The following is a 19,673-nucleotide window of genomic DNA, read 5'->3' on the forward strand; positions in this document are numbered from 1 at the left end:
CACGAATGAAGTATATAAAATAGACAAAAAGAATATATTTTGTTTGAGTTGTATACATTCTTGTGCTATGATGATTTCGAATCCGAGAAACGAAGGAGAGATACTTATAATGAAAACACGTAAGCTGGGCAATAGTGACTTGGTTGTTTCTTCAATTGGCCTAGGTTTAATGGGCATGTCCCCCGGTATTTATGGAGCAACCGATGATGAACATTCCATTCGTACGATTCACCGTGCCTTGGAGCTAGGTGTTACATTATTGGATACTGCAGATGTTTATGGCAATGGTCATAATGAACAATTACTGGGACAAGCTCTCAAGGGCCGTCGTGAACAAGCTGTCGTTGCTACAAAGTTCGCTTTCGCACCTAATTTCGGCGTCATTAACGGTCATCCCGATTATGTAAAAAAATCAATAGACGAGAGCCTGCAACGTTTAGACATTGATTATATTGATCTGTATTACCAGCACCGTGTAGATCCAAATGTCCCTATCGAGGAAACAGTAGGTGCGATGGCTGAACTGGTTGCTGCCGGTAAAGTTCGTTATTTGGGCTTGTCTGAAGCAGATTCCGCTACCATTCGCCGAGCTCATGCCGTCCATCCGATTACGGCTTTGCAAACCGAATATTCGCTTTGGAGCCGGGAAGTGGAGGATGACATTTTACCTACCGTGAACGAGCTGGGTATTACGTTTGTAGCTTACAGTCCGCTGAGCCGAGGCTTTATTTCTGGCGAATTGCAGAAGTTTGAGGATCTGGAAGCGAATGACGTTCGCAGACATTTGCCGCGATTCCAAAAGGAGAACTTCCAAAAAAATGTGGAGCTTGTAAACAAAATCAAAGAAATTTCCATTGAAAAAAATGTCACCGCTTCGCAACTGGCACTATCGTGGACCATTGCAAATGGTACACTTCCGATTCCGGGAACTAAACGCTTGAAATATATCGAGGAAAATGCAGGAGCGGTCGATATTGAACTAAGCGCCGAGGATCTGGCCCGCATTGAAGCTGCTAGTCCAAAAGATACAGTGCACGGTACTCGCTACTAATGAAATGCAGAGCTGCAATCCAGCCTGCCTTTTGCAAAAAAACAGCAGCTCTCCCATGAGGAGAACTGCTGTTTTTATTTTTAATGCTCATGCTTCAGATTTCATCCTTCTTAAGTCGTGTCCGTTACTCAAACAACAACGGAAGCTTGATTTTCACGCGTGTCCCTTGGCCCGGATCGCTGACTATCGTCACCCCGTAGCCTTCGCCATAAAGCAGCATCAGACGGTCATGCACATTGCGAATGCCAATGCCCGAGAAAAAATGGCTGGCCGAATGCACGCCGCGCTCACGATCCGTCTCAGCTGCTCCTAATTCATCACCGGATTTACCGAGCCCGCTAATGCCGACGCCATTGTCAACGACCTCACAAATAAGCGAATCGCCCTCACGGGAGATGAGTACATAAATATAACCTTCGCTGCGCTCATGAAAGGCATGGAAAAAGGCATTTTCCATAAATGGCTGGATGACCAGCTTCGGCAAATGCGCCCCCATACAGTCCTTGTCCGCAAAATAATTGACCCGAATCTGCTCGCCATAACGCACATGGTTAATAAATACGTAATTTTTCAGGTTGACGAGCTCCTGCGAAACCGGAATTGTCTCGCTTATGTTGCTCACTGTATTTTGCAGCAAGGAAATCAGTGCGTTTATCGTGTCCGCAGCCTTGTCCTTGTTGCCCTGCTGCACCAAAATTTTAATCGACGCCAGCGTATTATATAAGAAATGCGGATTGATCTGCATTTGCAGGGCAGACAGCTCGGCATTGCGCTGATCCTTCTGCGTCTGAATAAGCCGCTTAATGTAATCGTTCAGCTCATCCAGCATATAGTTGTAGGCATTGCCCAATTGCTTGATTTCATAGCTTCCGGTTACCGATGTATAATTGTTGAAATCATTTTTCGTCACTCTAGAAATTTGCCGCGCCAGCAGCGTAAGCGACCTCGTTAGCCGCCTTGAAATCACAAAGACGATAATGAGCGCCAGCAGCACGATCGCAAGGGAGATGAGGGCAACCATTTTGAAATCAACCATTTGGCTCATGACCTGCTGCTTATCAATCAAGTTCACCAAATAAAAGTCATAGGTCGGCAAATATTTTGACAGCACGAGGCTGCTTTTTCCCAATGCCGTTGTATCCATAACGTCCAGCTGCTGCTCTTCAATTTTCTTGGCATAGGTCAAAAGCTCTGGCACCGTCGTCCCTACAAGCTGCTCCTGGTTGCTCGAAACGATCATGCCCGCTTTATTTATAATTACAACATCATTTCCGATGCTCGTAAAGCTCGTATAAAACTTCCGAAAATCCTTCTCTTTTATGGCAAAATAAAGCTGGCCGTAAGGCTGGCCGCTCGTCCGCTCCAGCAGCGTTTTCGAGGCTACAACAACCGCATTTGAGCTGTCTTCAGGCTTCATGCTTTCCTGATCCAGCTCATATAAAATACGCCGCGGCTCCTGCAGCGCATGCTCCGTAAGCTCGCTGCTGCGAAGCTTTTCGATAGAGCGAGGCCAATAGGTGCTGTCAGACGAATGGCTGCGGCCATTAATGCCTGTGATCGTAATGTTCACCGAATATGCGGAAACGTTCGATTGAATCCGCTTCATCTGCGTATTGGCTTCATAATACCTTTTCAGCGACTGAGCGGTGCTCTGATCGGGCTCCTTCAAAAACGATTTGAGTGTTCCGCTTTGCTGCACATCATTGGTCGCGGTCACAATGGAATAGCTGAACGACTCGAAATTGGTCTGGACCTGATTAATGATTTTTCCATTCGTAATGCTGAACGTATCCATGAACAGACGCTGCGACATCTGCATCATCACAAGCGTAGTAAGCAGCGAAACGGTAATTATGCTGACTAAGGTGACGGTGAACATTTTAATAAACAAGCCGTGATATTTAAATTTTGCTAAAAATGCCTTCATGCATTAGTCCCTTTTCTGGTTGACATATTGTTTGCGGTAATGGCTGGGCGACAAGCCGGTTATTTTTTTAAACACTTTTGTAAAATAGCTGTGATCCGAGTACCCTACCATGCCGCTGATTTCCGAGATGGACGCCGAATCGGCAAGCAGCAGCTCCGCCGCCTTCTCCACCCGGATTTTGTTCAAATATTCGCTAAAGCCCTCATTATTATGCGCACTGAAATACGTAGACAAATACGACGGGTTAAAATGAAAATGCTTCGCCAGCTCCGTCAGGCTAAGCGGCTCGGCATAATGCTCGCCAATATAGGCAAGCAGCATCGCCATATTCGGATTGCCCGCTCCCTGTTTTCGAGTCGCCAGCACAGCCTCTGCATCGCTCACGAATGCTTCCATTAAAACAATCGCTTCGCTTATATGCGCTGCATCGCCAATTTCCTTGAAGTAGCGGTATTTCGCCTCCTCCAGATGCGATGCATCCACCTCCAGACGGCCCAATACAATTGTCATATTAAAAATAACATTGCTAAGGAACGATTTAAACTCAAATACATCCTTCTTATAAAAATGCGAAGCGCCCTGCACATAGGCGAGCAGTTCGCTAAAAGCGCTCTCAAACTGCTGCTTGCTCAGCTGCTCGGAAAACCGCGGCAAATCAAACTTATCCTCTACTGGCGGCATATAGGGCAGTTCCCCTGCAATAAGCAAACGATCCGGGTCCGCTAGAAAAAAGCGGTAGTCGCTCATTTTGAGAAAATGAAGCTTGAAATGATCCCCCACCTCGGTATAATCGCTGAACGGCTCGCCCAGCGTCCATCTCGCCTCAAGCTTCTGCTCGCTTGTCCAGTCATCAAGCCTGCGTGCGGCGGCAGCAAGCTGCGAACTCTCCTGCTCGTTCAAATTAATGAGCAGCACGACGCGTCCGGCCTCCGACCTAAGCGGAAAATAGACCGACTGCTCCAGCGAAACATCGAGCTCCGCCTGCATTCTTTTTTTCAGCAGCTCGGCTGTAGCAAGCACCGCATTTTTGTCTCCAGATGGCTTGCACTCTGCACCGAGCATTCGAAAGCTGTCGTAAGGAAAAGTTGCATCTTCCTCATCAAGCTCTACGCCAAACCCATCCATCAGCATATCCAGCAGCACCTGTACCGTTGTATTTTTATCAGTCGGGGCAAGCTCCAGCTTTAATGAAGGAATTCGCTGCGCGGTGCGCTTCAAAACCTCAAGCAGATGGGTCGCCTCCAGCTTCGGCTTCAATATATAATCGGCAACGCCGCTTTGAAAGGTCGATCTGACATAATCGAATTCCCCAAAGCTGCTGAGCACAATGACTTCGATTTCCGGAAATCTCGCTTTAACGATCCGGGTCAGCTCCGCGCCATCCATGACAGGCATGACGATATCCGTTATGACGATATGCGGCTCCAGCTGCTGAATCAGCTCCAAAGCTTCCGTTCCGCTCGCAGCCTCGCCGACAATTTGAAAGCCTTCCTTTTCCCAATTCAATAAATGCTTGATGCCTTGCCTGACTAATAGTTCATCATCTACAATGAGCACGCGGCAAAAAGGCGCCATTACGATCCCTCCATTATCATCTTGCTATTCCCTTTGAAGTGTCTGGGGTTTATTCATAATAGGTGCGAATTCTTATATCCTGATTGTAATTGCCAAACCCCTTGCCGTACAAGGTTAATCCTCCCCTGCCCGGCACACTTTCCTCTGCGCTGATGCGCAGCGTCAAAAACGGGCTTTCCCAATCCAGATCATGAATGGTCAGCTCTGATATTTGCAAGCCATCTATAAAGGTGCCGTTCTCATTCAGGCGCAGCACCTTCAATAAGCCATATTGATTCACGTCGCCCCGCCACCAGTCTGGAGACAGCCTCCCGCGCACACGTCCAAAATCGCCCGGACTCGTCCACTCGCCTACATACAAGCCATTGATGAAAAAACGGATATCCGACGGCCAATTTTCATTAATTTGCGGCGCTTCCGAACCAATTTCCAGTGAAATTTCCAATTCCTGAACCCGTTGATCAACAAAAAGATGATTGGGCACCTTATACTCGACATACCCTCTGGCAAACCATAAAATGCCGGCATTCATCCGCTCCGGGTCCAAAAAATATTTAGGGTTATCATATTGTCCGATCAGCTTTTCCGTAGTGGCAATGCCGCAGGTCGGAAAGGCGGCTACATCGGTATAATGGCCGACTGGGAGCATCGTTTCGATGCTTTTCCGCTTCTGATCGTTTGGCCTCGACAGCCTGATTTGCAAATATTCCGCTGACAACGAGCAATATTTATAGGTGCCGCCGCCTACCCGTTTCATTTTGCTGGTCACAATGCCTGCCTGCTGAAGCTTGTTCACATGGGTGCTGACAATTGCGCTGCTCAAAAAAAGCTCCGCTGCCAGCTCCTTAATATGACGCTCCCGCTCGTCCAGCAAATCGATAATTTGCAGGCGAACCTCGCTTGCCAGCGCCTCATATACGCGAAGCGATTCCGCATTCGTCGTTAAGTACATTCTGTCACATCCTATTTACAGGATTATCAATTTAGCTAATCCTTCATTATTACGGGCCTTATTTATTGCTTGTATTTATTCATTATGTTAAAAATATAAGGAGATAGCAAGTACATGAATTCAGTTTTTGGCTAATTCATTAAACAGGAGGTTTTACCAATATGTCTTTGAAATCAACGATGCTTATTGATAAACATTTTAAAATTGCCGAGGTTGACCCGCGTCTATATGGATCATTCATCGAGCATCTGGGACGTGCCGTATACGGCGGCATTTATGAGCCAGGGCATCCAACCGCCGATGAGAATGGCTTCCGCCGCGATGCGCTCGAAGCAATTCAAGCGCTGAACGTTCCTATTATACGCTATCCGGGCGGAAATTTCGTCTCTGGCTACAATTGGGAAGATGGCGTTGGCCCGAAGGAAGAGCGCAAGCGCCTGCTTGAGCTGGCTTGGTGGACGACCGAAACAAATGAGGTCGGCACTAACGAATTCGCCGATTGGGCGAAGCTTGTAGGCTCCGAAGTCATGATGGCAGTCAATCTCGGCACACGCGGCGTCGATGCGGCCCGCAACCTCGTCGAATATTGCAATCATCCATCCGGCTCCTATTATAGCGATCTGCGTATTTCCCATGGCTACAAAGAACCGCATAAGTTCAAAACGTGGTGCCTGGGCAATGAAATGGACGGCCCTTGGCAGATTGGTGCCAAAACAGCAGTCGAATACGGAAGGCTTGCGAATGAAACAGCTAAAGTCATGCGCTGGGTTGATCCATCGATCGAGCTTGTTGCCTGCGGCAGCTCGTCGAGCGGCATGAGCACATTTGCCGATTGGGAGGCGACTGTACTGGATTTGACCTATGATCAGGTCGACTACCTGTCGCTGCATACGTATTACAACAACAATGAAAACAACTCGGAAAACTTCCTTGCGAAATCGCTCGATATGGATCAATTCATTTACAGCGTAACCGCAATTGCCGATTACATGAAAGCGAAGAAGCGCAGCAAGAAGAAGCTCATGCTGTCGCTGGATGAGTGGAATGTATGGAACTCCATCGGCACGAGCCGCGCAGAGGAACGCTGGCATATTGCGCCGCCGGAATTTGAAGATGTATATACACTTGAGGATGCGCTTGCTGTCGGCTGCTTCGTCATTACGCTGCTTAAGCACGCAGACCGGGTGAAAATTGCCTGCCTGGCCCAGCTCATTAACGTTATCGCTCCGATTATGACGGAAAATGGCGGCCCGCTTTGGCTGCAAACGACTTATTTCCCTTACAAGCACGCTTCGCTGTACGGACGGGGCACCGTGCTTCAACCGATTACTTCATCGCCTAAATACGATTCGAAGGATTTCACTGATGTGCCTTATCTGGAAGCGATCAGCGTTCACAATGAAGAACAAGGCGAAATTACAATTTTCGCTGTCAACCGTCATTTGAAGGAATCGCTTGATCTGGATGTTGATGTTCGCAGCTTCGGCGCGGTCAGCCTAATTGAGCATGTCGTGCTGGAAAATGACGATATTAAGGCTTGTAATACGAAAGCTCGCCCTAATCAAGTTCTGCCGCATAACAATGGCACAGCCAAAGTCGATGGCGGTCAAGTTAGCGCCGTACTGGGCAAGGCTTCGTGGAATATGATCCGCCTGAAAGTTACTGCTAACTAATTCGCTGCCAGCCAGCTGGATCAAAAACCCTCCGAAATTCGCCTGTATAAGGGATTTCGGAGGGTTTTTTATTGAAGCTTGTTATGTAATAATTACAGGCTCTAAGCTTGTATCTGTTCCTTTGGAAAACATGTGACTGCTGTTGTTCGTGAAAAAAGCGGGGAATGGACTGCCGTAATAGTTGCTGCAAATCTATGTAATTCCGTGCGAGGATGGTATAGCAGCAGATTTGCTAAGCAAGGAATGCTTCATGACGGCTCGTTTCGTTTGCAGCTTTTGCACAGGCTGTGGCTGCTCGAAAAACAGCCCATCCTGAAACAATTGTTTAAAAGCCTGCATCACTGCCTGAGCCGCCAGCGCTTCATCCTCCAGTATATAGCAGGCAACCTGATAACCATAAACCTCATATTGTTTGAGCACAGCAGCTTTATGCTGCAGCTCCTGCTGCCTTATCAAAGATGCGTTCATGGCGTCAAGTCACCTCCCTGCCCCTGGCGAATGTTCCTTATAACGATATACCTATTATTAAGAGGGGAAACAGCAGTATGTATGTTTGCCATATATGTCTAACTTAACTATACAAGAGGTTGCTTGCCTGCAATAGTACCATGTTTTTATAGTACCTCCGATAGTACCTTCGGCTGGGCGCCCCTGAGTCGCCAGGAAACAGCGGCATTGCTATTTTCAGCGAAAGCGGGCTATAATGTTGAGAAAAAGAATTCCATTATATGATTTAGTGGACAGAGGATACTTTCATGATTGAAATTCGTACTTCCCAGCTCAGCAATGGCGAGCTGAACCGCGGCGTATTCGCCACCCAGGACATTGCCGAGGGCGCGCTTATTCACGAAGCGCCGGTCCTTCCTTACGAGAACGAGGAGCACGTCCACCTTGAGAAAACGATTTTTGCCGATTACGCTTTTGAATATGGAGCAAACCATTCCGCTCTTTTGCTGGGCTACGGCATGCTGTTTAATCATTCGTATACGCCGAATACGTTTTACGAGCTTAATTTTGACAATTTGACGGTAGACTTTTTTGCCTTTTCCGATATTAAGGCAGGAGAAGAACTGCTGATTAACTATAACGGTGAAGTCGATTGCGAGGACCCTCTTTGGTTTAATGAGGAACAAGGCGCGGATAAAGCTGATTAGCTGAACGATGAATAGTAGAATTGAAGCCCGAAAGATAGGCACTATGGAATTAGTGCACGTCTTTCGGGCTTTTTATGCTTGAGCCAGGCTTACCTCCAAAAGGTCGGGTACTTCTTGGACTTGTCCAAATTGTTTATTACAAGGGCCATTCCGACAATGACGATAGTACCTAAAAGAACGGGGTTTATTAAAAAAGACCAGGTGCTGCCAGCCATGATGACAACTAGCGGATCGGCTCCTGCAGGAGGATGAGTCGTCTTGGTTACCATCATTAGTCCGATCGCAAGACCTACTCCAGCAGCCATAACGAGGCTCCCCTGCCCAAACAAATGATAAAGAAGCAAGCCAATGCCCGTCGATATCAAATGCCCGCCGATCACACTCCGCGGTTGCGACAGCGGGGAATCCCATATGCCAAAAACGAGTACACAGGTTGCTCCAAACGGTGCCATAATCCATACAAAATCCGACTTTTCAGTCAGCATGGATAGCAGAAAAATGACAGCAAAACCTCCAAAAACACCCCATGCCGCTTTGGGCAATGAAATGGTTAAAGGACTCCGCCTGCCACTTGCTTTCATCTCCTTCAGCTTCGTTGTTAACCGCACAAAAGACGTGTGCATCCTTCCACTCCCTTTAAATGAATAGTTGACTAGTTATATAGTCATTTATAAAGGAATCAACCGATATTGTCAACGTTACATTTCGTCTAATCAAACCGTAAAATTGTTATTCCTTTATCAAACAAGCTATAATATAACTAGTTGACTATGAAATGAGGTAAGCTCTATGCAGCATAAACGGCTTATTCTACGCGTCGATCCGACACTAACCTTTAATGTAAATACTCAAATTAAAGAGCAGTTTAAATGGCTCATTGGCACCGGGGAAATTCAAGTAGGCGAAATGTTGCCGCCTGCCGGCGAATTAGCCGAATTATTAGGCCTTAATCGAAATACGGTCAATTGGGTATACAGCCAGCTAAAAGAAGAAGGGCTCGTTTCCGTCCAAAAAGGCCGAGGCACTCAGGTTTGTTCTGGCCCAGAGGTTGAACGGCTGCAAAAGGAACGAATTCCGATGAAAAAGATGTTTACAGAGGCACAAAAGGAAGCGAGCCGCCATCAAGTATCGTTAAAAGAATATTTTCAGGCAGGCTTGGCCTATACCCTAATGCTAGAAACAGAAACGGCTAGACAGAAGAGGCTTATATTTGTGGAGTGCAAGGGCCATGATTATTTATTTTACAGCAGCGAGATTCGCCGGCTGACAGGCGCGGATGTGGAAATTTGTTTTTTAGAGGATATACGTTCAGAGAGCGGCCCGCTTAAAGAGGCAATCCGCCATGCGGATGCTGTTGTAACTACGCTGAATCATGCTGAAGAAGTAAAGCAATTGATCCATCCATTCGGGAAAAAATTGACCGTTATAGGCGCTATTATCGAGCAGGCTTCCCTATTGGAAATCGCGAAATTGCCCGCTGCCGCCTCTCTTGCTTTCGTTTGTCTAGGTAAAGTAGGCGGGGAATGGATGGCTGACCGCATATTAGAGGCTGGAATTGAACTCGCGAATTGCCGTACAGCGGGAACGGATGATTCCCTGCTGCTGGGCAAAGTGCTGAGCGAGACGGATCATGTGTATGCTTCATCAGCTGTATTCGAGTCTCTGAAGCATAAAACGCCCGCTAACGTTCATTTATACCCTATGCGGCTGGAGAAAAGCAGCGAATTGCTTTTACAAGAGTTGGCCGCTAATACATCCATTCGTTGAGAATACAGAGCGATTGCAAGAAAAAAAGAAGCATCCTTCAGCCGAGCAATCGGCCGATAGGCTGCTTCTTTTCTATGCTCCCCACTTCTAAAATGCTCGACGCTGCATGGACACCGCCCTCCTGCACAAGGCGGTATGCCCGCGCGACCTCTTGCTCCGTCGGGCTCGGAACGCCCTCCAGCGGATATGCCCGTCCGAGCTGCTGCCACTTGTACACGCCCATTCGGTGATAGGGCAAAATCTCAAACTTCTCAACCGATTGAAGCCCGCTAATATAAGCGCCAAGCGCGCGCAAATCGTCGCCGCCATCGGTCACCTGCGGAATGAGCACATGCCGAATCCATACCGGCTGCTTCCACGAGCTCAAAGCAGCCGCGAAACGCAAAATCCGCTCATTCGGACGGCTGGTCAACTGCTCGTGCTTGGCGGAATCAATCATTTTCAAATCCAACAGCACCAAATCGGTAACCGCCATAAGCGGCTCGGCGTGATTCGGTTCGCAAAAACCGGAGGAATCAAGCGCCGTATGCAGTCCCCAGCGCTGCTTGCACGCTTTGAACAGCTCGGTTACGAATGGCGCTTGCAGCGTCGGCTCGCCGCCCGTAACCGTAATGCCGCCGCCGGAGCGGCGGTAATACGGCACATAAGGCGCTATTTCCTGCAAAATTTCGTCGATCGTCACCTGTTTTCCCGTTCCAGTATCCCACGTATCCGGGTTGTGGCAAAACTGGCATTGCAGCGCGCAGCCCTGCATAAAAAGCACGAAGCGGATGCCCGGTCCATCGACGGTTCCAAACGTATCAAAGGAATGGATTCTGCCTAGCATGCGTGGGGCCTCCTTTCTATACTGCGCCGTGGAACGTACGGTTTATAACATCGAGCTGCTGCTCGCGGGTCAGCTTAATAAAGTTGACGGCATAGCCCGATACGCGAATCGTCAGCTGCGGATAATTTTCCGGATGCTCCATCGCATCCAGCAGCTGCTCCCGTTCAAACACGTTAACGTTCAAATGATGGCCGGAGCTGTCCGCATAACCGTCGAGCAGCGACACCAGATTGTTAATGCGCGTCTGCGGCTCCTTGCCGAGCGCCTTCGGAATGATCGAGAACGTATTGGAAATGCCGTCGAGACAATCCTCGTACGGAATTTTGGCAACGGATGCAAGCGAGGCAAGCGCGCCCTTGCGGTCTCTGCCATGCATCGGATTAGCGCCCGGGGCAAAAGGCTCTCCGGCTTTTCTCCCGTCTGGCGTGCTGCCCGTTTTCTTTCCATACACGACGTTCGATGTAATCGTCAGCACCGACATCGTTGGCAATGCGCCGCGGTAAGTGCGATGCTTGCGCAGCTTATTCATAAACGTTTCGGTCAGCTGTACGGCGATCCGGTCTACCCGCTCGTCATTGTTGCCATACATCGGATATTCGCCCTGAATGTCAAAATCGACAACGATGCCATTTTCATTTCGAATCGGTATAACAACCGCATGCTTGATCGCACTCAAGCTGTCTGCCACAACAGACAAGCCCGCAATGCCGCAAGCCATCGTACGCAAAATTTCGCGGTCATGCAGCGCCATCTCCAGCCGCTCATACGCATATTTGTCATGCATGTAATGGATAATGTTCAGCGTGTTCATGTAGAGACCAGCCAGCCATTCCAGCATAGCGTCGTATTTGCCCATTACCTCTTTATAATCGAGGCGCAAATCGCTCGTTATCGGAGCAAATGCAGGCCCAACCTGCGCACCGGAAACCTCATCCACGCCGCCATTAATCGCATAGAGCAGCGCCTTTGCCAAATTCGCCCGCGCTCCGAAAAATTGCATCTGCTTGCCGATCCGCATCGCGGAGACGCAGCAGGCAATGCCATAATCATCGCCGAACTGCGGGCGCATAATGTCATCATTTTCATATTGAATCGAGCTCGTTTCAATCGATACCTTGGCGCAATATTTTTTGAACGCTTCCGGCAGGCTTGCTGACCATAGTACGGTCAAATTCGGCTCCGGTGCCGGGCCTAAATTATATAGGGTATGAAGAATACGGAAGGAGCTGCGCGTCACCCTAGTCTGGCCATTGACCGCCATGCCGCCAATCGACTCTGTCACCCAGGTCGGGTCACCGCTGAACAGCTCATTATAGTCTGGCGTCCGCAAAAACTTCACGATCCGCAGCTTCATGACAAAATGATCCATCAGCTCCTGCGCCTGCTCCTCCGTCAGCCTTCCTTCCAGCCGATCGCGTTCGATATAAATATCGAGAAAGCTGGAGACGCGTCCGAGGCTCATCGCCGCGCCATTCTGCTCCTTAATCGCCCCCAGATAAGCAAAGTACAGCCATTGGAACGCTTCCTTCGCCGTAGCTGCCGGACGGGAGATGTTGCAGCCGTAGGCAAGGCTCATCTGCTTAAGCTCCTGCAGCGAGCGGATTTGCTCGGAAATTTCCTCCCGGTCGCGAATCGTTTCCTCCGTCATCGTGCCTGTTTCCAGCAGCAGCAGCTCCTGCTTCTTACCAGCGATGAGACGATCAGCCCCGTATAAGGCTACCCGGCGGTAATCGCCAATGATTCTGCCGCGTCCGTACGCATCCGGCAGCCCTGTAATAATGCCCGCTTTGCGCGCCGCCCGCATCTCTGATGTATAAGCGTCGAATACGCCTTGGTTATGGGTTTTGCGAACCTCGGTAAACATTTTGACCATTTCGGCGGGAAGCTCGAAGCCGTAGGCCTCGCACGCATCGACGACCATTTTGATGCCGCCGAAGGGCTGAATGGAGCGCTTCAATGGCGCGTCGGTTTGCAGCCCGACAATCTGCTCCTTCTTCTGGTCAATGTAGCCGGGCGCATGGGCGGTAATGCTGGAAACCGTATGCAGGTCAATATCCAGCACACCGCCGTTCGCCCGCTCCTGCTTGACGAGCTGTTGGATTTTTTGCCAAAGCTCGCCAGTAGCCTCGGTGGCTCCCGCCAAAAATTCCTCATTGCCTGTATAAGGCTGGATGTTATGATCCAGAAAATCCTTTACATCAATGCGTTCCTGCCATTTGCCTGCTGCAAAGCCCCGCCAAGCGCCCGCGGATTCTGCCACTTTAATGCGATCCGTTTGATTGACAGCCATCTTCTCCGCCTCCCATATCCTTTATAGCTTCAGTATAAAACCGGACTCTTTATTAAAATGTGAAAATTATCACAATCTATAAAATAAATAATGATTTTCCAGCCGGATATGCTCCAGCAGCTTCGCTTCCAGCTGCTTCAGCCTCGTGTACGTATAAGCGAAAGCCTCGCACGCATCATCCGGCAGCACATAATGCGCCGAAGCCAGCCTAAGATGCAGCAGCATATTGCCGATACGCCTATGGTCGCCTTCAAGCTTCTCGACCATTTGCTTCGCCTGCCTGAATGCGGAAGCGGAATTTCGCCGCTCATATTTCAGAATGAGCGGGAAAAAGCATTCCTCCTCGTCGATCAAATGCTGCTCCAGCAAAACCTTTAAAGCATGAAAGCGCTGCTGCAGCTCAATCAGCTGGCGGTGCTCGCTGCCATGAACGCTCGTAATAAGCGTGGTCAATTCATGCAGCAACGGCAGCTCGGCTCTGAGAAACAGATGGTAGCCAAACATGAGCTGGCGCACCATCCCGGCAATGGACTGCTTGCTCCAATCTGCCGGTTTCAGCTTCTCCGGCTGAATGCCGACGTCCTGCCTCTCCTTCTGCTCCAAAAGCGCATGCAATAGATGGTTGCCGCTGCAGCAAGCACATTCGCCAAAGCCCTTCTTGCCTTGACCGCCCTCCTTGTTAACCGTTGCCGTATTCAATAGATAAACCTCCTTTATTCGCTTAAAATACGAGCTTCTATCGTTCCAGTGCGAGCTGGCCCGCTTGCTCCAGCGTTAGCCCCAGTTGCACATCCTCGCCTTCTATCTTCAAAGGATAAGTTGGCACCATGCCAGTATCTGGCGCCTGCACCTGCCCGGTATCCAGTGCGATCTTCCAATCGTATAGCGGGTCCAGCACAAAATGTCCCGATACCATGCCTTCCGCCAGTGGGCCTCCCCTGCGATGAGGACTGCGATTGTCCAGTGCATACAAGGTGCCGTCCGTTGTACGAAACACAACAATTTCCTTCTCGTTCAAGCGGATGACCCGCCCCATCCGTTCGCGAAAATCTTCAAGCGTGCCGATTTTAATATAGGTCAAATCCTTGTTTACCTGTGTAGTCATTTGGCTGCTCCTCTCCTATTTCAATTGAATGGCTTCGAACAGATAGCTGCTTTCCCCCTGCTCCTCTAGAGCTGCGCTCCACGGCTCCTGAAGCTCGGCTAGCACGGCTAAAATATCCTGATACAGCTCGCGGCGGCGGTCCATATTGTCAACGACTTCTGCTTTAATCGCCTCAATGCCCAAACGCTCCACCCACTCCGAGGTGCGCTCCAAATAGTTCGCCGTCAACCGATAATATTGGGTAAAAGCGCCCACCATCTGCACAAGCTCTTCATCCGTTTTCACTTTGCACAGCAGCTCGGCGATGCGCGGCTTGATTCCGCCATTGCCGCCAACGAACATTTCCCAGCCGCCGTCATTGCCGACGATGCCAATATCTTTCGTACACGACTCCGCGCAGTTGCGTGGACAGCCGTTCACGGCCATTTTGAACTTGGCGGGCATATCGATCCGCTCGAACGTTTTTTCCAGCCGAATGCCCATGCCGATCGAGTCCTGCGTACCGAAGCGGCAAAATTGCTGGCCGACGCAGGTTTTCACCGTGCGCAGCGCCTTCGCATACGCATAGCCCGAGGGCATATCCAGCTCTTTCCATACGAGCGGCAAATCCTCTTTCGCGACCCCGATTAAATCAAGCCGCTGGCCTCCGGTCACTTTGACCATTTTCACCTCATATTTCACGGCTACATCGGCAATTTTCTTCAAATCCTCCGGCGTCGTCACGCCGCCGTACATCCGCGGCACGACGGTGTAGGTGCCATCCTTCTGAATGTTGGCGTTCATCCGCTCATTGACGAAGCGCGAATCCTTCTCGTCCTCATGCGCTTGCGGCCACAGCATGCCCAAGTAATAATTGACCGCTGGACGGCATTTCGAGCAGCCCTCCGATTGATGCCACTCTAGTACATGCATGACCTCTTTCACAGTCGTCAAATGCTTCTCTTTTATCGCAGCTACGATCTCATCGCGGCTCAGGTCGGTGCAGCCACAAATGCCAGTCTTGGTTTTCTGCCCAGCATATTCGTCTCCTAGCACATATTGCAGCAAATGGCTAACCGTCGGCACACAGCCGCCGCACGAACGCCCAGCCCCAGTGCATGCCTTCACCTCATCGACCGTGGTGAGCGAGTTGTCCTTAATCGCCTTTACGATGCTCCCCTTCGATACGCCGTTGCAGCCGCATACGATTTCATCGTCGGCCATTTGCGCTACGCGATCAGCGGCTGACAGCGCAGTGCCGGCCGTTCCCATCAGCTCCGCATAAATAGCGTCCGTCATCGCCGCCCCTTCGCGCACCCATTGCTGAATTCGGCTCGAATCGCTGACATCGCCATAAAGCACGCCGCCAACGATGGTATCTCCCTTAAGCAGCAGCTTCTTATATTGCTGTTTCCAGTCATCCTGCTTGCGAATAACCGTCAGCTCCGGCTGATCCAAAAATACGCCAGTGGAAAATACATCAACGCCCGAAATTTTCAGCTTCGTCGACAATTGCGTCCCCTCGTAAGGCTTCGTTTGCACGCCGCATAGCTGCTTCGCGAGTACAGCCCCCTGCTCAAACAGCGGGGCGACCAAGCCATAGCAAACGCCGCGGTGCTCGGCGCATTCGCCAACAGCGTACACGCCTTCCGCCGACGTTTGCATGTAATCATCGACGACGATGCCTCGTTTCACTTCAATGCCGCTCGCGCTAGCCAAAGCCGTATTAGGCCGTATGCCTGCTGCCATGACGATAAAATCCGATTCCAGCTTCGTTCCATCGCTGAATGCCAGTCCCTCTACGCGCTCGCCGCCATAAATTTCCGCCGTCTGCTTTTCCATAAGAAAATGCAGTCCCTGCCGCTCCAGCTCCGCCTTCAGCATCGCCGAAGCGCTCGGGTCAAGCTGGCGCTCCATTAAATCCGCCATCAAATGGATAACCGTCACGTTCATGCCCAAATTGAGCAAGCCCTTGGCAGCTTCCAATCCAAGCAGCCCGCCGCCAATCACGGCCGCATTGCGATATTGCTTCGCTGTCTCCAGCATGACGCTGCAATCCGAGATGTCGCGGAAGCCTACGACGCCCTGCTTCTGATGCCCAGGAACGGGCAGTATAATGGGATTCGAGCCTGTTGCTATAATTAGACAGTCATAGGCTGCGAACAGCCCATTGTCCGCAAAAACGATTTTTTGCTGCGTATCAATAGAGGTTATAGTCGTTCCCGTATGCAGCGTAATCTGATGCTCCTCATACCAGGTCCAGCTGTTCAAAATAATATCGTCCATCGTTTTGCTGCCTTCCAAAACATAAGAAAGCATGATCCGGTTATAGTTTGGATGCGGCTCGCTGCCGAATACCGTGATGTCATATTGCTCCGGGGACAGCTTGAGTATATGCTCCAGCGTGTTTATACCCGCCATCCCATTGCCAATCAGCACAAGCTTCTGCCGTGTGATTCCCATTGCAATCGCCTCCCTGTCCAGCTTTCATCGTACTCACCAACAGTATAAACAACAATGATCGGGAGTTATGTGATATTTTTCACAAAATCATCGATTAAAATTAAAATAGCCCCTTGCCGCCATTGTCTATAGCGTAAGGGGCTAGCCTATATTTTCATGGGCCTTCAAGCTAGCTGACTTGTCTCCAAATGCATGCTTACAGGCGGATTAACGCGCCGCGCTCATCAGCCGAGCGAAGCTCTGCTTCAATAATTTCCAGCGTGCCTACAGCGCTTTCCGGCATACAGACGGATACAGGCGTACCTGCGTTTACCGATTCAAGGAAATATTTGATTTGGCGGTAATAGCCCATGTCCGGCGATAGATCAGCTACAAAGCCCGGCTCGTTGTTGGGATTTACTTTAACCTGTCCGTTCTCAAACAGCAGATTGCCGCCTTCAAAATTGACGCGATACGTCATCGCAAAGCCGAAATCGCCTTCGAGCGTCCAGTCCGCTTGCGCATTCAGCACTTTGCCGTCCGGGTAGACGTAATTTGTCGATACCGTATCGTAGCCGCTGCCTGGAATGACGTTGCGAGCGAGCGTCGATACTTGCTCCGGCTTGCCGAACAGCCAGTGGATCATGTCGGTATCATGGATATGCATATCCAGTACAGCCCCGCCGCTCTTGCTGCCGTCAAGGAACCAGCCTTTAGGGGCGGCAGAGCCTCTGAAGAAATAACCGCCCGTTACCGCGCCAAAACGGTTATCGTCCACGACGGTCTTCAAATATTCATAGGCTGGCCAGAAGCGCAAGCATTGGCCGATCATCAGCGTTTTGCCTGTGCGCTCAGCTGCTTGCGCCATTTTCCAGCCATCAGCGGAATTTCCGGCTACCGGCTTCTCGCAAAGCACATGCAGCCCCTTTTCCAGCAGGGAGCAGGTCAGCTCGGCATGCAAATAAGTCGGCAGCGTAATGTCGACGATGTCGAGTTCCTCGTTTTCGAGCATTTTCTCAATGCTGTCATACAGGTTGTACGGCGATAGATCATAAACCTCTTGGCCCGTCGCCATATTGCCGGAAGCTTTGCCATTTTTCAATTCCTCGATCATCAGATCGCAAATCGCTGCCAATTGTACTGGCGCGCCCTCTTCTGTAAGACGAACATAGTTGTCGAAATGCATGCGTCCCATAAAACCGAAACCGATAAGACCTACTTTTAACATCGTGAATCCCCCTTATCAAATAAAAGCTTTTGGCGAAATGAGTTAGCCGTTTCCGCGGCCCAAAATCGCATCCATCGCTTTGGAAGTATTAAAAATAATTTGCTCCGCATGATGGGTATACGGCGGAATCATTTCGGCCGTGACGTAATTGTCATAGCCGATCGCCTGCAGCGCCTCCATGACAGCTGGATAATTCACATCGCCTGCAAGCAGGTCGACAAAACCATGCAGCCCGCCCGCTTGGCGACGGTAATCCTTGAAATGAACCTTCTTGATCCGATTGCCCAAAATGCGTACCCACTGCTCTGGATAACCGTTTTGCACGACGTTTCCGACATCGAAATAAGAGCCAACGTAACTAGAGCCGAATGAATCAATAAACCCGCGCAGCTCAAGCGGCGACAGCAGAAATTTATTCCATACATTTTCAATGCCAATCGATACGTTCGCGCTTTCGGCAAAAGGAACGAGCTTCGCAATCGACTCTTGGGCACGGTTATACGCATATTCGTAATCCGTTACTTCGCTGCCGGGAATAAAATCAACGCCAACCGCGCCAGGAATGACCAAAATCGTATCGACGCCAAGCGCCGCCGCAAGCTCCAGTTGTTTTTTGCATACATCTATCGCTTTGCTTTGCGTCTCCGGATTCACGCTCGTCATCGCATAATCCCAATACAGTCCCGTTGCTAGGCCCGCGATTTCCAGCTCCGCTTCCTCTAGACGCGCCTTAATGTCGCGAATTTCCTGATCCGTTGCCGCGAGGCTCAGCTCGCCTGTGCCGTTAAGCGACAGCTCGATGCCCTCGAAGCCGGCTTTTTTCGCCGTTTGGATGCAGCTGGCGATAGTGGTATTGCTGTTGAATGACCAAATATTAATCCCTTTTTTCATTTGAGAGGCCTCCTGTTAAATAAATTTAGATTAAAAGCTGGATGAACAAGGATCGGCGCTGCGTAAAAGATTTGGTTTTCGATCGCTATTGCCTGCGAACGCTCCGCTTCTCAAATCCAAACCTTTTACTCCGCTTGCCTTGCTCACCCAACTTTTAAGAAGCTTTAATTAAAAATGAGCTTGCCGAAATGCTGCGGCAGATGGAAATTTACCGCTCGCGTAGGTAGCCATGCTTGATACTCGCGTATCCCCTGAACATCTTGATCAATGCGGTATAGATTGATCCGCATCGATAAACCAGGGGCGAAGGGACGCTGGAAATTGGATGCTGGAATATCAATGTAATACAATAAGCTGCCTTGACCGTCTGATTGTACGGACGTCTGGAGGCGGGAAAATTGCCATTTTAAATCAGAGGAGCTGATGCCGCCTGAGCCGTCATTTTCGATGATGGCATCAAATACGACGTTATGAGGGCTAACCTCCAGCTCCATATAACGCCGGCCTTCCCCCTCCTCGTCAATAAACACCTCGACTACATCCTGCTCATAAAGCGGCTCATCCCGCTGCGTAAAATCTGAAACGATATGCGAATCCTTGCACGCAAAACGGATATGCAATTGCTCCGAACTCCAGCCTATCCTTACCTCTGTCCGCTCCCTTGGCGGCGCGCCCGTTACTGTATCTACCAGCTCCAACGCCTCACAACGGCCCCAATCCAGCGACGCGGATGAAGCGCCAGACTTAGCGGGCTCAAGCCGCTTGCAAATGTAGCTGCCTCCAATGGCTGCTATAGCGGAATCCATCAGCTTC

Annotated in this window: 17 protein-coding genes; 4 read left to right on the forward strand and 13 right to left on the reverse strand. The window is 50.0% G+C overall.

Annotated features, from left to right (window positions below; genetic code table 11):
- Positions 1-109: 109 nt before the first annotated feature.
- Complete coding sequence (locus BBD42_RS29615; protein WP_099521071.1) at positions 110-1,051, forward strand: aldo/keto reductase; 942 nt, start codon at positions 110-112, stop codon at positions 1,049-1,051.
- A gap of 124 nt (positions 1,052-1,175) precedes the next feature.
- On the opposite strand, the gene BBD42_RS29620 is transcribed toward BBD42_RS29615, so the two are convergent.
- The 3 genes from BBD42_RS29620 to BBD42_RS29630 are packed head-to-tail and all read right to left on the reverse strand — an operon-like array spanning position 1,176 to position 5,505.
- Entirely contained in the window at positions 1,176-2,978 is a 1,803-nt protein-coding gene (locus BBD42_RS29620; protein ID WP_099521072.1) for a sensor histidine kinase, read from the reverse strand.
- A gap of 3 nt (positions 2,979-2,981) precedes the next feature.
- Positions 2,982-4,553, reverse strand: coding sequence for a response regulator transcription factor (locus tag BBD42_RS29625; protein WP_099521073.1), 1,572 nt, complete (start codon positions 4,551-4,553; stop codon positions 2,982-2,984).
- A 49-nt stretch (positions 4,554-4,602) separates the two neighbouring features.
- Positions 4,603-5,505, reverse strand: a complete 903-nt coding sequence (locus BBD42_RS29630) for an ArsR/SmtB family transcription factor (protein WP_099521074.1) — start codon at positions 5,503-5,505, stop codon at positions 4,603-4,605.
- Between the two features lie 161 nt (positions 5,506-5,666).
- Between BBD42_RS29630 and arfA the strand changes: the two genes are divergently transcribed.
- Positions 5,667-7,178, forward strand: coding sequence for an arabinosylfuranosidase ArfA (gene arfA, locus BBD42_RS29635; protein WP_099521075.1), 1,512 nt, complete (start codon positions 5,667-5,669; stop codon positions 7,176-7,178).
- A 192-nt stretch (positions 7,179-7,370) separates the two neighbouring features.
- Here arfA and BBD42_RS29640 read toward each other — a convergent pair whose 3' ends face one another.
- Complete coding sequence (locus BBD42_RS29640) at positions 7,371-7,646, reverse strand: hypothetical protein (protein ID WP_099521076.1); 276 nt, start codon at positions 7,644-7,646, stop codon at positions 7,371-7,373.
- A gap of 287 nt (positions 7,647-7,933) precedes the next feature.
- On the opposite strand from BBD42_RS29640, the gene BBD42_RS29645 reads away from it, so the two are divergent.
- Positions 7,934-8,332 (forward strand): SET domain-containing protein, encoded by a 399-nt coding sequence (locus BBD42_RS29645; protein WP_099521077.1) that lies wholly within the window; start codon positions 7,934-7,936, stop codon positions 8,330-8,332.
- A gap of 89 nt (positions 8,333-8,421) precedes the next feature.
- Here BBD42_RS29645 and BBD42_RS29650 read toward each other — a convergent pair whose 3' ends face one another.
- Entirely contained in the window at positions 8,422-8,955 is a 534-nt protein-coding gene (locus BBD42_RS29650) for an HPP family protein (protein ID WP_099521078.1), read from the reverse strand.
- Positions 8,956-9,121: 166 nt separating this feature from the next.
- Here BBD42_RS29650 and BBD42_RS29655 point away from each other — a divergent pair, with 166 nt between their 5' ends.
- On the forward strand, positions 9,122-10,099 hold the full coding sequence (locus BBD42_RS29655; protein WP_099521079.1) for a GntR family transcriptional regulator: 978 nt from the start codon (positions 9,122-9,124) through the stop codon (positions 10,097-10,099).
- Positions 10,100-10,136: 37 nt separating this feature from the next.
- On the opposite strand, the gene pflA is transcribed toward BBD42_RS29655, so the two are convergent.
- The 8 genes from pflA to BBD42_RS29695 form a co-directional block, all read right to left on the reverse strand.
- The gene (pflA, locus tag BBD42_RS29660; RefSeq protein ID WP_099521080.1) at positions 10,137-10,925 is read right to left on the reverse strand and encodes a pyruvate formate-lyase-activating protein; all 789 of its coding nucleotides are present in this window, start codon (positions 10,923-10,925) and stop codon (positions 10,137-10,139) included.
- 16 nt (positions 10,926-10,941) lie between these two features.
- The gene (gene pflB / locus BBD42_RS29665; protein WP_099521081.1) at positions 10,942-13,215 is read right to left on the reverse strand and encodes a formate C-acetyltransferase; all 2,274 of its coding nucleotides are present in this window, start codon (positions 13,213-13,215) and stop codon (positions 10,942-10,944) included.
- A 69-nt stretch (positions 13,216-13,284) separates the two neighbouring features.
- Positions 13,285-13,914, reverse strand: a complete 630-nt coding sequence (locus BBD42_RS29670) for a hemerythrin domain-containing protein (RefSeq protein ID WP_099521082.1) — start codon at positions 13,912-13,914, stop codon at positions 13,285-13,287.
- 37 nt (positions 13,915-13,951) lie between these two features.
- Positions 13,952-14,320 carry a nitrite reductase small subunit NirD gene (gene nirD / locus BBD42_RS29675; RefSeq protein ID WP_099521083.1) on the reverse strand — a complete coding sequence of 123 codons (369 nt, stop codon included), beginning with the start codon at positions 14,318-14,320 and terminating at the stop codon, positions 13,952-13,954.
- Between the two features lie 15 nt (positions 14,321-14,335).
- A complete protein-coding gene (gene nirB / locus BBD42_RS29680) occupies positions 14,336-16,762 on the reverse strand; it encodes a nitrite reductase large subunit NirB (protein ID WP_099521084.1) in 2,427 nt (808 codons plus the stop codon).
- A gap of 196 nt (positions 16,763-16,958) precedes the next feature.
- Positions 16,959-17,969: a Gfo/Idh/MocA family protein gene (locus BBD42_RS29685; protein WP_099521085.1), complete on the reverse strand. Its 1,011-nt coding sequence runs from the start codon at positions 17,967-17,969 to the stop codon at positions 16,959-16,961.
- A 42-nt stretch (positions 17,970-18,011) separates the two neighbouring features.
- On the reverse strand, positions 18,012-18,860 hold the full coding sequence (locus tag BBD42_RS29690) for a sugar phosphate isomerase/epimerase family protein (protein WP_099521086.1): 849 nt from the start codon (positions 18,858-18,860) through the stop codon (positions 18,012-18,014).
- 164 nt (positions 18,861-19,024) lie between these two features.
- Positions 19,025-19,666: a carbohydrate-binding family 9-like protein gene (locus BBD42_RS29695; RefSeq protein ID WP_172455670.1), complete on the reverse strand. Its 642-nt coding sequence runs from the start codon at positions 19,664-19,666 to the stop codon at positions 19,025-19,027.
- Positions 19,667-19,673: the final 7 nt, after the last annotated feature.

It is taken from the genome of Paenibacillus sp. BIHB 4019 (assembly GCF_002741035.1).
Lineage (GTDB): Bacteria > Bacillota > Bacilli > Paenibacillales > Paenibacillaceae > Pristimantibacillus.

Excerpts from the sequence above, each read along its gene's own strand:
- BBD42_RS29625 (WP_099521073.1), bottom strand. The coding sequence starts at position 4,553 with ATGGCGCCTTTTTGCCGCGTGCTCATTGTAGATGATGAACTATTAGTC.
- BBD42_RS29630 (WP_099521074.1), bottom strand. The coding sequence starts at position 5,505 with ATGTACTTAACGACGAATGCGGAATCGCTTCGCGTATATGAGGCGCTG.
- arfA (WP_099521075.1), top strand. The coding sequence starts at position 5,667 with ATGTCTTTGAAATCAACGATGCTTATTGATAAACATTTTAAAATTGCC.
- pflB (WP_099521081.1), bottom strand. The coding sequence starts at position 13,215 with ATGGCTGTCAATCAAACGGATCGCATTAAAGTGGCAGAATCCGCGGGC.
- BBD42_RS29615 (WP_099521071.1), top strand. The coding sequence starts at position 110 with ATGAAAACACGTAAGCTGGGCAATAGTGACTTGGTTGTTTCTTCAATT.
- nirB (WP_099521084.1), bottom strand. The coding sequence starts at position 16,762 with ATGGGAATCACACGGCAGAAGCTTGTGCTGATTGGCAATGGGATGGCG.
- BBD42_RS29685 (WP_099521085.1), bottom strand. The coding sequence starts at position 17,969 with ATGTTAAAAGTAGGTCTTATCGGTTTCGGTTTTATGGGACGCATGCAT.
- pflA (WP_099521080.1), bottom strand. The coding sequence starts at position 10,925 with ATGCTAGGCAGAATCCATTCCTTTGATACGTTTGGAACCGTCGATGGA.
- BBD42_RS29640 (WP_099521076.1), bottom strand. The coding sequence starts at position 7,646 with ATGAACGCATCTTTGATAAGGCAGCAGGAGCTGCAGCATAAAGCTGCT.
- BBD42_RS29695 (WP_172455670.1), bottom strand. The coding sequence starts at position 19,666 with ATGGATTCCGCTATAGCAGCCATTGGAGGCAGCTACATTTGCAAGCGG.
- BBD42_RS29650 (WP_099521078.1), bottom strand. The coding sequence starts at position 8,955 with ATGCACACGTCTTTTGTGCGGTTAACAACGAAGCTGAAGGAGATGAAA.
- BBD42_RS29690 (WP_099521086.1), bottom strand. The coding sequence starts at position 18,860 with ATGAAAAAAGGGATTAATATTTGGTCATTCAACAGCAATACCACTATC.
- BBD42_RS29645 (WP_099521077.1), top strand. The coding sequence starts at position 7,934 with ATGATTGAAATTCGTACTTCCCAGCTCAGCAATGGCGAGCTGAACCGC.
- BBD42_RS29655 (WP_099521079.1), top strand. The coding sequence starts at position 9,122 with ATGCAGCATAAACGGCTTATTCTACGCGTCGATCCGACACTAACCTTT.
- BBD42_RS29620 (WP_099521072.1), bottom strand. The coding sequence starts at position 2,978 with ATGAAGGCATTTTTAGCAAAATTTAAATATCACGGCTTGTTTATTAAA.
- nirD (WP_099521083.1), bottom strand. The coding sequence starts at position 14,320 with ATGACTACACAGGTAAACAAGGATTTGACCTATATTAAAATCGGCACG.